Source organism: Mesorhizobium tamadayense (genome assembly GCF_003863365.1).
Taxonomy (GTDB): domain Bacteria; phylum Pseudomonadota; class Alphaproteobacteria; order Rhizobiales; family Rhizobiaceae; genus Mesorhizobium; species Mesorhizobium tamadayense.
Map to the genome: position 1 here is coordinate 69,090 of NZ_RQXT01000004.1, position 12,115 is coordinate 81,204.

Sequence of the window (12,115 nt, forward strand, 5' to 3'; positions counted from 1 at the left end):
GGCCACGACTGGTCCGGTTTGAGGGGGAACGGCCATGTTTTTCAGCCTGATTGCCATTGCCGGGGTCATCGCTTTATTCGTCATCATTTCGCGCCAGCAAACCCGCATCGGCCTGATCGAGCGCGAGCTCGGTGCGCTGCGCAGCCTGGTGCTTTCGGGCATCCCGCAGCCCGCGCCCAACACGGACCAGGTGGCGGAAGGCGCACCGGATGAAGCGCCCGCCGCAACCGCCGCCGCTGCCACGCCGCCGGCAGGCGAAGCCACCCCGGCCGAAGCAGATGCCGCGACGCCCGATGGTGCTAAAACCGAGGCGCCAGCCCAACCGGGCGAGGGGGCTTCGGCTGAACCCACGGGGCCGGCCGAAGCGCCGCAACCTGCCGCGCCGGCCGAGGCCGCGGCGCCTGTGCAGGCGGCTGCGCGCCAGACCGATGTCGAGACGGCGCTCGGTACGCGCTGGGCGGTCTGGGTCGGCGGCATCGCACTGGCGCTGGGTGGCCTGTTTCTGATCCGCTACACCATCGAGGCCGGCATTTTCGGCCCCGGCGTGCGCCTCACCATGGCCGGCATTCTCGGGCTGGTGCTGATCGGCGGCGCCGAGTTCATCCGCCGCACCGGCTTCAGGGTGCCGGTACAAGGTGCTGCCGGCGCCTATATCCCGTCGATTCTGACGGCGGCCGGCGCCTTCATCCTGTTCGGCACCGTCTATGCCGCGCATGGCATCTATGGCTTCATCGGTCCGGCGCTTGCCTTCACGCTGCTCGGCGCCATCGCCGTCGCGGCCATCGCCGCCTCGCTGGTCCACGGCCTGGCGCTCGCCGGCATCGGCCTCGTCGGCGCCATGGTCACGCCGGCACTCGTCGCCGCGCAAGCCCCCAATCCCTGGGCGCTGTTCGTCTATCTGGCGATCGTGCTTGCCGCCACGGCGGCAATCGCGCGCATCCGCGACTGGATGGCGCTTGTCGCGGCGGCCTTCGCCGGCACCGGCATCTGGACCATCGTCTATATGACCGATGCGCCAGAAATGAACCTCGCCGCAGTCCTGTTCATCAGCCTGGCCACGCTCGCGGTCCTTGCCTTCGTCTGGCTTGCCCGGCGCGACGACGCGGAGTCCGGCTTCGACTGGCCGTCGATAACGCCAGGCTTCTTCGTCGCGCTGACCGCGCTCGGGCTGTCGGTCGATCCGGTTTTCGCCAAAGCCGGCGATGCCTTGCACGGCGCGGTGCTGCTCGCGGCGCTTGTCGCGGTGGCGCTCTACCGCCCGCGCGCGCTGCCGCTGGTCTTCGCCGCCGGCCTGGCGACGGCGCTGATCTATCTCGGCATCATCCCACCCGCCACTATCGGCGCCGATGCGCTGGATGTCGGCTTGGGCGCCGAGCCGCTGGCGACATCCGACACGCTGACCTTCCGCGTCGGCATTGCGCTCGCCCTTGTCTTCATCGGGGCCGGCTTCTGGGCCGCGTGCCGCTTTACGGCTACCGCGCCCGTCCGCGCCGCGTCCTGGGCGGCATGGGGCGTGATTGCGCCGCTGGTTGTGCTGACCGCGCTCTGGCTCACCTTCGGCGATATCGACCGCGACCTCGGCTACGCGCTGCCGGCGCTGCTTCTGGTGCTGGCCTTTGCCGCCGGGGGCGAGTGGATCGCGCGTGCCGAGGAACCGCCGCTCAGCGGCGGCCCCGCCGTCTCCTTCGCGCTTGCCGGCGCCGGCGTCGCCGGCCTGTTGATGCTGCACATGGCCTTCGGCTCCGGCTGGACCACGGTGCTTTTGGGCGCTGCCGCTATCGTGCCGGCGCTGGCGACGCGCTGGCGCTCTTATCCGGTGCTGGGCTGGATCGCCGTCGGTGCGGCGGTCGCCGTGCTCGGTCGCGTCGCCTTCGATCCGACCATCGTCGGCGCGGCGGCACTGTCGAGAACGCCGGTCTTCAACTGGCTGCTGCCGGGCTATGGCGTGCCGGCGCTCGCCTTCGGTTTCGCAGCCTGGCAACTGGCGCGCACCACGAATGGGCGGCCACGCCTTGCCATGGAGGCGGCCTCAGCCTTGTTCGCGCTGCTCACAATTGCCATGCTGGTGCGCCACGCCATGCATGGCGGCGTCATCGACACCGGCCCCGTCACGCTCGGCGAACAGGCGATCTACACGCTGATCGCGCTCGGCGCCGGCGCGATTCTCGTCGCCATCGACCTGCGCTCGCCGAGCTCGGTGCTGCGCTACGGCTCGATGGCCGCCGGCGTGGTCTCGGCGGCCATGATCGCCGTCCAGCATTTCGTGGTGCTGAACCCGCTGGTGACGGACGAAGCGACCGGCACGATTCCCGTCTTCAACCTCTTGTTCCTCGCCTATCTGCTGCCGGCAATCGCTGCCGGCGCGCTGGCGCTCTACGTCCGCGACAAGCGCCCGAGATGGTATGCGGCGATGCTGGCGCTGGTCGCCGCGCTGCTTGCCTTCGCCTACGCCACGCTTTCGGTCCGGCGGCTGTTCAAGGGCGAGTTCATCGGACTGTGGAGCGGGCTCGGCCAGCTCGAGACCTACACCTATTCGGCGCTCTGGCTGGTCATCGGCGTGGCGCTGCTCACCGCCGGCGTCCGGCTGAGGTCGCAGGTGCTGCGCATTGCATCGGCCGTGCTCATCGCGGTCGCGGTGCTGAAGGTCTTCCTCTTCGACATGTCGGAGCTGGAAGGCGTGCTGCGCGCGCTCTCGTTCATCGGTTTGGGCGCCGTGCTGATCGGCATCGGGCTGTTTTACCAGCGGCTCTTGACGCGGGCGGCGAGGGAGAGATGACAACCCGCTATTTTCGGACTACGCCGCGCAGGCGGCGCTGTTCGGCAGCCTCTTTGATGAAGCCTGCGATCTTGCGGACAAATGCCGGGCTGAAAGAACCGATCGGCTTCGTCGTGACGAGATCGTAGGCTTCGTCAATTCGGACGCGATCATATTCGTCGAGGATCAGCCACGACGGAAAATCGAGGCCACCCCTGCGGCACTCGATTTCACTAATGGTAATATGCGTGCGGGACTGATCGGGCTTTTGCGAAGTGAGCGGGAACAGGAATAGCGTGGCAGGCGTAGCCGGCGTTCTGACCACAATGCAGACAGGTCGCGCTTTGCGGCCGGATTCTTCGGCGCCGTCAGCCTCACGCGCCCATAGATAATAGTATCGGAGCAGATCGCCGGGCTTAAGCATCCGGCTTTTCGCCGGTTATGATGGACTCCAATCCTGACATGAGTTCATCGTGGACTTCGTCCGGCGCACCCTCGATCGTGTAAGCGACGGCATGGGACGAGCCGACGAGTTGCCGGTATTGGGTGGCCGACAGGATAATCAGCTTCTCTTTGCCGCGTTTTGTAAGAGCGACGGGCTCGATCATTGCCGTTTCGAGGATTTCGCCGGACACACGGTTCATGTCTGAAAATGTGAATTGCTTCATCGATCACCTCATACATATTTTACCTATTATACCTAATTTACGCAATTGGACAAACAAAACCATTCGCCCTTTACGCCGGGAATAAACCGGCATCCGCCGACGTTATTAAGGTGCTTGGGTACCGGAGCGGGTGGGCCGCTTCGCGCTGGCTGCTTGCGCCGCGCTGCGAAGGCGCGTTCAATCGGATGGAAGACGACTTCGAAAAAAGCGGTCATGGACGACAAGAGGGCAGCGATCCTGAGCGAGATACCGCGTTTGCGCCGCTACGCGTGCTCGCTGCTGCGCGACCGCGATTCCGCCGACGATCTCGTCCAGGATTGTCTCGAGCGGGCGCTTGTCAGGCTCGACAACTGGCAGACAGGAGAAAGCCCCAGGAGGTGGCTGTTTACGATCATGCATCATCTGTTCATTGACCAGATGCGCAAGGTTAACCGGCGTGGCGAGGCGGCGATGCTGCCTCTGGAAGCCGGCGAAGCCCAGTCCGCGCCCGCCGATCAGGTCGAGACCATCGCCTCGCGCGAGATCTTGGATGCCTTGCAGGCGATCGGCCCCGATCGCCGCGCGGCATTGGTCATGGTCGCCATCGAAGGCTTTTCCTATGCCGAGGCCGCCAACATCCTGGGCGTGCCGGCCGGCACGCTGATGTCGCGCATCGCGCGCGGCCGCGAGGAACTGCGTAGCCTGCTCGACGACTCGTCGCGCCGCCGCTCGATAAGGATCGTCGAACGATGACCCGGCGCGATTTCTCCGAACGCGATATCCACATGGCCCTCGATGGCGAGCTGCCGGGCGAGGAGCGCATGGCCTATGATGCCTGGCTCGAAGCCAATCCCGAGATGAGGGCGAAGAGCGCCCGCTACATCGCCGACCGCGCGGCGCTCCGCGCCGCCTTGGCCGGCGTGATGGACGAGCCGGTGCCGGCAAGGCTGAGGCAGGCGGTGCTTGGCGAAGCGCCGGCGCGGACGCCTGCCTGGCGCTCGCGCTGGTGGCTTTCGGCGGCGGCCGCCGCCGTGCTGATTGTCGGCGGCTTCGCCGGTTATGTCGCCGGCACCGGCGGCATCGGCCGGGAAGAGGGCGCGGACGACCAGCTTGCCGAGCAGGCGATCGCCGCCCATGTCATCTACGCCGCCGAGAAGCGTCATGCCGTGGAGGTTGCGGCGAGCGACAAGGACCATCTGCAGACCTGGCTGTCGAACCGGATCGGGCTGAAGCTGGTGGCGCCCGATCTCGCGGCCGAGGGCTTCGAGCTGGTCGGCGGCCGGCTGCTGCCCGCAGGCGAGCGGGGCAAGGCCGCAATGCTGCTCTACGAGGACGCCAAGGGCGAGCGAATCTCGCTCTTCGTCACCGCCGAATCGTCCGAGGCCGCCAAGGGTACCTATGCGGCTGAAGCCGACGGACCTGAGGCGGTCTATTGGCTCGACAAAGGCTATGGCTGCGCCGTCGTCGGTTCGCTGCCGCGCGAGCGCCTGTCGGAGGTTGCCAAAAGCGCCTATGGCCAGCTTCTGGCCGGTATTTCGAGCTGAACCGGCTGCCGTTTTCGGCGGCCCGTGGCCTTTCAAAAATTGCGTTTCTGTTCAAAGAATCCGCGCTTCCCTGCCACGGCGGAAACTGTCACAATTAGGCCCTAATCAAGGAGCGATAGCGCTTTACGAATGCTGGCGTTTCGGCCGGTATTGCTTATTTGCCCGGGGCCGTTTCCTTAAATCCAATCGAGGTTCTCCCAAGCCCGCATGCCTGCCGAGATCCGCAAGGCCCGCGCGTCAGACGTCGATGACCTCGCCGCCATCGAGAAGGCTGTTTTCTCAAGCGATCGCTTGTCGCGTCGCTCCTTTCGCCAGTTGATCGAGCGCGAGACCGCCGAGATGCTGGTGGCCGAGAATGACGGCCACGTCGCCGGCTACGCGGTGGTGCTGTTTCGCAAGGGCAGCGGCGTGGCCCGGCTCTATTCCATCGCAGTCGGTCCCTTCTTCGGCAGCCTCGGCATCGGCCGGCAACTGCTGGCCGAGGCCGAGGAGGCCGCGTATGAGCACGACCGCATGATGCTGCGGCTCGAGGTGCGCGAGGACAATCCGCGCGCCATCAACATTTACGAGCAGGCAGGCTACCGCAGGATAGGCCGCGAGCCCGACTATTACGAGGACGGCGCCACCGCGCTGCGTTATGAAAAGACGCTGCGCGGCGATGTGCCGACCAACACCAAGGTGCCGTTCTACCAGCAGACCTGCGAGTTCACCTGCGGCCCGTGCTGCTTGATGATGGCGATGGCCAATTTCGACCGTGGCTTTGTTCCCGACCCGGTCATGGAGATCCGGCTGTGGCGCGAGGCGACCACGGTGTTCATGATGTCGGGGCCGGGCGGCTGCGAGCCTTTCGGCCTGGCGGTCGCCGGCTATGAAAGCGGGCTTGCGGCCGAGATCTTTGTGTCCTTCCACGGCGCGCTCTTCCTGCAGTCGGTGCGCAGCGAGGACAAGCGCCGCGTGATGGAGCTTGCACAGGTCGACTTCCGCCGTCGCGCGGAACTTTACGGCATCCCGGTGAATTACCGTCCGTTCGGCATTGACGACATCCGCTCGGCCCTTGCCGGGGGCAATCTGGTGCTGGTGCTGATCAGCGGCTTCCTGATGTTCGGCAAGAAGGTGCCGCACTGGGTGCTGGCGATCGGCGACGACGGCGACCACATTCTGATCCACGATCCCTGGGTCGAGGACGAAAGGCAGGAAACGATCCTCGACGCCGCCAATATTCCGGTGCCCTACGGCATCTTCATGAACATGGCTCAGTTCGGCCGCGACGGGTTGCGCGCCGCCATCACTCTGGGAAAACGCTGAAACAATGACCTGGGTCATCCTTACAGGCAGGCAGAACGATCTCGACCAGGTGGCGACGCCGCACAAGATCATCACCAACCGCGACTATCTCGCACATCCGTCGCTGTTTCGCGGCCAACGGCCGAAAGTGATCAACCTGTCGAACAATTACGGCTACCAGAGCCGCGGCTACTATGCCTCGCTGCTCGCCGGGTCGCGCGGCCACAAGGTGATCCCGACCGTCGAGACCATGATCGATCTCTCGGAGCGCAAGCTCTACGAACACGCGCTGCCCGAACTCGAGCTGGCGCTCAACAAATGCCGCAAGGATCTCGGCGGAACCTTCCCGTCAAAGGTCGCCGTCTTCTTCGGCATCGGCCCGTCGAAAGTGTGGGACCGGTTCACCAAGCTCCTGTTCGACTGGTTCCGCGCGCCGGCGCTGGAGGTCCATATCAAGGACAGCGCCGAATGGGCCTCGATCCGCAAGATCGGCTTCCTGCCGCTCGCCCGCATGACCGACGAGGAGGACGCCTTCTTCCTGCAGTGCCTGGAGACCTACACCAACCGCGAATGGCGCGACACCAAGGGCCGCACGCCTGCGCGCTATACTTTCGCGACGCTGGTCGATCCGCATGAGGAATTGCCGCCGTCGGAGATTTCCTCGCTGCGCTACTGGGCGAGGATCGCCGAGAAGATGGGCGTCGAGGTCGAGCCGATCACCAGGAAGGATCTTGCCAAGCTCGCCAACTACGACGCGCTGTTCATCCGCGAGACCACGTCCATCTCCAACCACACCTACCGCTTCGCCCGCCGCGCCCAGCAGGAAGGCATGCCGGTGATCGACGATCCGCTGTCGATGATCCGCTGCACCAACAAGGTCTATCTCAACGAGCTGATGACCTACAACAAGGTGCCCGTACCGCCGACGGTGATGATTGCCGGCACCTCCGATCTGGAGCTTGCGGCTCAGACCTTGGGCTTCCCGCTGGTGCTGAAGATCCCGGACTCGTCCTTCTCGCGCGGCGTCAAGAAATGCGAGAACCTTGCCGAGCTGACAAAGCTGGCGACCGAGTGGCTGGAGGATTCCGACCTCCTCATCGCGCAGAAATTCATCCCGACCGAGTATGACTGGCGCGTCGGCGTGCTCGGCGGCCAGCCGCTGTTTGCCGTGCACTACCTGATGGCGAACAAGCACTGGCAGATCGTCAACCACAAGGCCAACGGCAAGCCCGACCAAGGCGGCATCAAGACCTTCACGCTCAAGGGGACGCCGCCGCATGTCGTCGAGACGGCCGTCAAGGCGGCGCGTTGCATCGGCGACGGGCTTTACGGCGTCGACCTCAAGGAAACCAAGGACGGCGTCTTCGTCATAGAGGTCAACGACAACCCCAATCTCGACCATGGCTGGGAGGATTCCGGCGAGAAGGACGAGCTCTGGGTGCGGCTGACGCAATGGTTCCTGGAGCGGCTCGACCGGCCGGGCCGGTGACCTGCTTGGGGAGCAAAAGATGCTGTTTTTCGTGATCGAGGATTTTGCCGGCTGCGACCGCAAGGCGATCTACCGGCGCTTCCGCGATAAGGGCCGGCTGAAGCCAGACGAGCTTGTCGTGCACCACAGCTGGATAGCCGGGGATATGAGCCGCTGCTTCCTCCTGGTGGAGGCCGACGACGTCACGCTGCTGCAGCGCTGGGTCGTCGAATGGGCGGATCTGGTGGAATTCGAGATCGTTCCGGTGGCGACCAGCAAGGACATGGTCGCAGCATTGGCCGGGCATCTTTGACCGGCGCCTGCTGTCACGAGCTATCGGGCGAGGGGTCGGTCAGCGCCGCCGATCTGACCGCGCGCACGCATTGCTCGATCAGCCATTCGCGGAACGCCGCCACCACATCGCGCCTTGCGCTGCGTTCCGGGATCGTCAGGCAATAGGGCTGGCGCAGGTCCAGCGCTCGGGCAGCGGGTCGGACCAGCCGGCCGTCTTCCAGCGCTTGGGCGCAGTAGATCCCTTGCGCCAGCGCCACGCCCAGCCCCGAGACGGCGAGGTCGAGCGCTGCCCGCGACGAGTTGGCGGAAAGGCCGCGCTGCGCTGCCCGCCCTGGGTCGATGCCGGCCGCCTCGAACCAGTTGCGCCAGGACGGAAAGGCCGCACCGGTCGGTCCCCAGTCGGTGTGAATCAGCGGCAGGCCGGCGAGGCTTTCGAACTTGGTTGCGCCGCCAAGGCCCGGCGCGCAGACGGGATAGACGGCGTCCCGGACGATCTCGTCCGTCGGGTGCTCGCGATAGTGTGGGCCGTAGGAAAGCCTGATGTCGATCAGCTCGTGGTCGAACGGCACCGGGTCGTCGTCGCCTCTAAGCGAAATATCCGCGGCGCCGTGGCTTGCGACAAAGCCGACAAGGCGCTCGGAGAGCCAGCCCATCGCCATCGAAGGCGGCACCGAGATAACCAGCCTTGGCCGGAAGGCATCGCCGCCGACATCCCTTGCGACGCTGCCGATTTCCTGGAAGGCCATGGTGAGCCTCGGCAGCATTTCGACGCCGGCCTCGGTGAGCACGACGCGCCGGTTGACGCGGTGAAACAGCTTGCGGCCCATCTGCTCCTCGACGGTGCGGATGAGCTGGCTGACGGCTGCCGCCGAAACCGACAGCTCTTCCGCAGCCGCAGCGAAGCTGCCCGTGCGCGCCGCCGCCTCGAAGGCCTGCAGTCCGCGTAGCGAAGGAAGTGCAACCATGGCAGCCAGAAAGATAAGTTGAGCTTATCTATTTTGCATAAATCCTCGTTTTTCGAAAGGTTTCTTTCTGGAGTACCTTCACTTCATGAACGCCGTCGACCACACCGAAACCGTCGATCATCGTGACGTCATCGCCTCGCTGACCAATGCGGAGCGCAGCCGGCTGACCGGCAAGTCGGATGGGCCGGGCCTCATCCAGCTCGCCATCCATCTCGGCGCCGTCATCGTTCTCGGCGCGCTGATCGCGGCCAAGGTGGCGTTCTGGCCGGTTCTCATGCTGCCGCAGGGCATCCTGATCGTGTTCCTGTTCACGCTGCTGCATGAGACCGTGCACAGGACGGCCTTCGCGACGCAGTGGCTGAATGACGCCGTCGCGCGGCTCTGCAGCCTGGCGATCGCGCTGCCCGCCGCCTGGTTCCGCTATTTTCATTTCGCCCATCACCGCTTCACCCAGGATCCGGAGAACGATCCGGAGCTGGCTTTCCCGAAGCCCGAAACCTTGCGGCAATACATCGTCCATGTCTCGGGCCTGCCGGTCTGGTGGGGTCAATTCAAGACGCTCTACACCAATGCCGCCGGCCGCTGCCGCGACAGCTACGTGCCGCCGAAGGGCTTGCCGAAAGTCCACGCCGAGGCGCGGGCTATGATCGCCTTCTATGTCGTGGTCCTGGCCCTTGCCCTCTGGTTCAAGGCAAGCGTGCTCCTCTATGTCTGGATCGTGCCGGCGCTGCTCGGGCAGCCGTTCCTCAGGCTCTATCTGCTGGCCGAGCATGGCCGCTGCCCCTTCGTCGCCAACATGCTGGAAAACTCCAGGACGACGCTAACCAACTGGGTCGTGCGCAAGCTCGCCTGGAACATGCCCTACCATGCCGAGCACCACGCCTATCCCGGCGTGCCGTTCCACCAGTTGCCGGCGTTCCATCGGCTGATCGCGCGGCATCTGAAGGTAGTCGAACCCGGCTATGTGAGCTTCCACGAGAAATACATCGAGGCGCTGCGCTGACCGGCGGCAGGAACGTCTGGTGTCAGCCGGACCGGCGCATCGACGCCTGCGAGCGCAGCAGCCGGCTCATCTCCGAGGCCTTGGCCGGCACGCCGATCAGGTAGCCTTGCGCCTCGCCGCAGCCGGCTTTGCGCAGCATGACGAGCTGTTGTTCGGTCTCGACGCCTTCGGCAGTTACGGTGATGCCGAGCTCGGCGCCTAGGCCGATCACGGTGCGCACGATCGCCGCCGTGTCGCGCTTGTCGAGATCGTGGATGAAGGAGCGGTCGATCTTGATCTTGTCGACCGGGAAGCGCCGCAGATAGCCGAGCGAGGAATAGCCGGTGCCGAAATCGTCGAGCGCGATGCGAACGCCGAGCCCGCGCAACTGGCCGAGCGTCCTCAGCACTGTTTCGCTCTCGTCCATCATCACCGTCTCGGTGATTTCGAGTTCGAGCCGGCCGGCCGCCAGGCTGGAAAAGGCGAGCGCCGAGATCACGCTGCGGGCGAAGCCACCGCTCTTGATCTGGACCGCCGAGACATTGACCGCCATGCGCGCGTCCCGCGGCCAACCCGCCGCCACGCCGCAGGCCTTGCGCAGCGCCCAGTCGCCGAGCTGCACGATCAGCCCGGTCTCCTCGGCCGCCGCGATGAAGTCTTCCGGCGGCACCAGCCCGCGCGACGGCGAGCGCCAGCGCATCAGCGCCTCGGCGCCGACGATGTCGCCGGACGCGATGTCGAGGATCGGCTGGTAATCCAGCTCGAACTCGCGCCTGGGCAGAGCCGCCTCGAGATCGGCTTCCAGCGCCCGGCGCTCCCGCACCATGGCGTCCATGCCCGGCTCGAAGAAGCGGTAGATGTTGCGACCCCCGCTCTTGCCCCGGTAGAGCGCCATGTCGGCATTGGTCAAAAGCGTGTCGGCACCCTGCCCGTCGCCAGGGTAGAGCGCGATGCCGAGGCTAACGCCGACATGCATCTCGCGGCCCTTGTCGCGATAGGGCTTGCCGATCACCTCGATAATGCGTTTGGCAAGCTTTTCGGCATCGGCTGCTGCCTTGACGTTGAACTGGATGATGGCGAATTCGTCGCCGCCGAAACGGGCCACCACGTCTTTCTCGCCGCGCAGGCAGCGCTGCAAGCGCTCGGCAACGCATTTCAGCAGCCAGTCGCCGGCCGGGTGCCCGAACGTGTCGTTGACCGCCTTGAAGCGGTCGAGGTCGAGCGAGAAGATCGCCAGCGGCGCGGCTTTGGCCTCGCCCAGAGCCTGGTCGAGCTGCTCGCGAAACATCGAGCGGTTGGGCAGGTTGGTCAGCGTGTCGTGATGCGCAAGATGCGTCATGCGCTCTTCGGTGCGGCGTCGTTCGGTGACATCGTCGAAGGTCACCACCCAGCCGCCGCCGCTCATCGGCTGGTGGACGACCAGAAATGTCCTGCCGTCGCTAAGATAGCGGTAAGCCGACTGCATCTTGCCCGCCCGAAGGGCGGCTTCGGTCTTGGCGACTTCGCTGTCGACATCGATCTTGGTGTAGATGCCGAGTTCCAGCAGCCGCTCGAGCGCGTCGCGATGCGTCGTTCCAAACGGGAAGTCCGTCTCGGCAACCTTGTAGAGTTCCAGGAAACGCTGATTGCGCACGATCATCTTGCCGTCGGCGTCGTACATCAGCAGCCCTTGCGACATGTTGGCTAAGGCGGCGTCGAAGCGGCGGTGCTGCTCTTTCAGCTCCTCTTCGGCACGCCGCTGCACGGTCACGTCCTCGTAGATCGACACCCAGCCGCCGGAAGCCAGCGGCCGGTGCGAGATGACGATGACACGCCTGTCCGCCAGCGTCTCCTCATAGGTCGAGGGCTTCGCGCCGTCGATATAGGGCTTGCGGACGGCATAGAGTTCCTCGGCGCTTTGCGAAGCGATGCCGATATCGACGCTGTGCTGCAGGATGTCGAAGAAGCGGATGCCGGGCTTGATCACCTTGGCGTCGAGGCGGAAGAGGTCGACGTAGTTGCGGTTGCAGATGATCATGCGCTCGTCGGCATCGAACATGCATAAGCCGTGCGACATGTTCTCGACGGCGGCCGAAAAGCGCTCGTTTTGCGCGCGCAGTTCCTCGGCCATTCGTCGAGCCGGGCCAATACCGGCTGCTTTCCGCTTGCCTGCGGCCGAACCAGCCTTGACATGAGC

11 protein-coding genes are annotated in these 12,115 nt (G+C 65.2%); 7 read left to right on the forward strand and 4 right to left on the reverse strand.

Going from position 1 to position 12,115, the window contains the following annotated elements:
• Nucleotides 1-34 precede the first annotated feature (34 nt).
• A complete protein-coding gene (locus EH240_RS04810) occupies nt 35-2,776 on the forward strand; it encodes a DUF2339 domain-containing protein (protein ID WP_124996276.1) in 2,742 nt (913 codons plus the stop codon).
• Between the two features lie 7 nt (nt 2,777-2,783).
• On the opposite strand, the gene EH240_RS04815 is transcribed toward EH240_RS04810, so the two are convergent.
• Entirely contained in the window at nt 2,784-3,179 is a 396-nt protein-coding gene (locus tag EH240_RS04815) for a hypothetical protein (RefSeq protein ID WP_167483920.1), read from the reverse strand.
• Nucleotides 3,172-3,423, reverse strand: a complete 252-nt coding sequence (locus EH240_RS04820; protein WP_124996277.1) for a prevent-host-death protein — start codon at nt 3,421-3,423, stop codon at nt 3,172-3,174. Before EH240_RS04820 ends, EH240_RS04815 begins: the two co-directional genes overlap by 8 nt.
• Nucleotides 3,424-3,636: 213 nt before the next feature.
• Here EH240_RS04820 and EH240_RS04825 point away from each other — a divergent pair, with 213 nt between their 5' ends.
• From EH240_RS04825 to EH240_RS04845, 5 genes are all read left to right on the forward strand, one after another.
• Nucleotides 3,637-4,155 carry an RNA polymerase sigma factor gene (locus tag EH240_RS04825; protein WP_124996278.1) on the forward strand — a complete coding sequence of 173 codons (519 nt, stop codon included), beginning with the start codon at nt 3,637-3,639 and terminating at the stop codon, nt 4,153-4,155.
• Complete coding sequence (locus EH240_RS04830) at nt 4,152-4,946, forward strand: anti-sigma factor family protein (RefSeq protein ID WP_124996279.1); 795 nt, start codon at nt 4,152-4,154, stop codon at nt 4,944-4,946. The genes EH240_RS04825 and EH240_RS04830 overlap by 4 nt, the downstream gene beginning before the upstream one ends.
• Nucleotides 4,947-5,153: 207 nt before the next feature.
• Nucleotides 5,154-6,251, forward strand: a complete 1,098-nt coding sequence (locus EH240_RS04835; RefSeq protein ID WP_124996280.1) for a GNAT family N-acetyltransferase/peptidase C39 family protein — start codon at nt 5,154-5,156, stop codon at nt 6,249-6,251.
• 4 nt (nt 6,252-6,255) lie between these two features.
• Complete coding sequence (locus EH240_RS04840) at nt 6,256-7,719, forward strand: RimK family protein (protein WP_124996281.1); 1,464 nt, start codon at nt 6,256-6,258, stop codon at nt 7,717-7,719.
• A 19-nt stretch (nt 7,720-7,738) separates the two neighbouring features.
• Nucleotides 7,739-8,011 carry a DUF3303 domain-containing protein gene (locus EH240_RS04845; RefSeq protein WP_124996282.1) on the forward strand — a complete coding sequence of 91 codons (273 nt, stop codon included), beginning with the start codon at nt 7,739-7,741 and terminating at the stop codon, nt 8,009-8,011.
• Between the two features lie 13 nt (nt 8,012-8,024).
• Here the strand turns inward: EH240_RS04845 and EH240_RS04850 are convergent, their stop codons facing one another.
• The gene (locus tag EH240_RS04850; protein ID WP_124996283.1) at nt 8,025-8,957 is read right to left on the reverse strand and encodes a LysR substrate-binding domain-containing protein; all 933 of its coding nucleotides are present in this window, start codon (nt 8,955-8,957) and stop codon (nt 8,025-8,027) included.
• Nucleotides 8,958-9,042: 85 nt separating this feature from the next.
• On the opposite strand from EH240_RS04850, the gene EH240_RS04855 reads away from it, so the two are divergent.
• Nucleotides 9,043-9,960, forward strand: coding sequence for a fatty acid desaturase family protein (locus EH240_RS04855; RefSeq protein WP_124996284.1), 918 nt, complete (start codon nt 9,043-9,045; stop codon nt 9,958-9,960).
• A 22-nt stretch (nt 9,961-9,982) separates the two neighbouring features.
• Here the strand turns inward: EH240_RS04855 and EH240_RS04860 are convergent, their stop codons facing one another.
• On the reverse strand, nt 9,983-12,049 hold the full coding sequence (locus EH240_RS04860; protein ID WP_245435832.1) for a putative bifunctional diguanylate cyclase/phosphodiesterase: 2,067 nt from the start codon (nt 12,047-12,049) through the stop codon (nt 9,983-9,985).
• Nucleotides 12,050-12,115 lie beyond the last annotated feature (66 nt).

Excerpts from the sequence above, each read along its gene's own strand:
- EH240_RS04810 (WP_124996276.1), top strand. The coding sequence starts at position 35 with ATGTTTTTCAGCCTGATTGCCATTGCCGGGGTCATCGCTTTATTCGTC.
- EH240_RS04815 (WP_167483920.1), bottom strand. The coding sequence starts at position 3,179 with ATGCTTAAGCCCGGCGATCTGCTCCGATACTATTATCTATGGGCGCGT.
- EH240_RS04820 (WP_124996277.1), bottom strand. The coding sequence starts at position 3,423 with ATGAAGCAATTCACATTTTCAGACATGAACCGTGTGTCCGGCGAAATC.
- EH240_RS04825 (WP_124996278.1), top strand. The coding sequence starts at position 3,637 with ATGGACGACAAGAGGGCAGCGATCCTGAGCGAGATACCGCGTTTGCGC.
- EH240_RS04830 (WP_124996279.1), top strand. The coding sequence starts at position 4,152 with ATGACCCGGCGCGATTTCTCCGAACGCGATATCCACATGGCCCTCGAT.
- EH240_RS04835 (WP_124996280.1), top strand. The coding sequence starts at position 5,154 with ATGCCTGCCGAGATCCGCAAGGCCCGCGCGTCAGACGTCGATGACCTC.
- EH240_RS04840 (WP_124996281.1), top strand. The coding sequence starts at position 6,256 with ATGACCTGGGTCATCCTTACAGGCAGGCAGAACGATCTCGACCAGGTG.
- EH240_RS04845 (WP_124996282.1), top strand. The coding sequence starts at position 7,739 with ATGCTGTTTTTCGTGATCGAGGATTTTGCCGGCTGCGACCGCAAGGCG.
- EH240_RS04850 (WP_124996283.1), bottom strand. The coding sequence starts at position 8,957 with ATGGTTGCACTTCCTTCGCTACGCGGACTGCAGGCCTTCGAGGCGGCG.
- EH240_RS04855 (WP_124996284.1), top strand. The coding sequence starts at position 9,043 with ATGAACGCCGTCGACCACACCGAAACCGTCGATCATCGTGACGTCATC.
- EH240_RS04860 (WP_245435832.1), bottom strand. The coding sequence starts at position 12,049 with ATGGCCGAGGAACTGCGCGCGCAAAACGAGCGCTTTTCGGCCGCCGTC.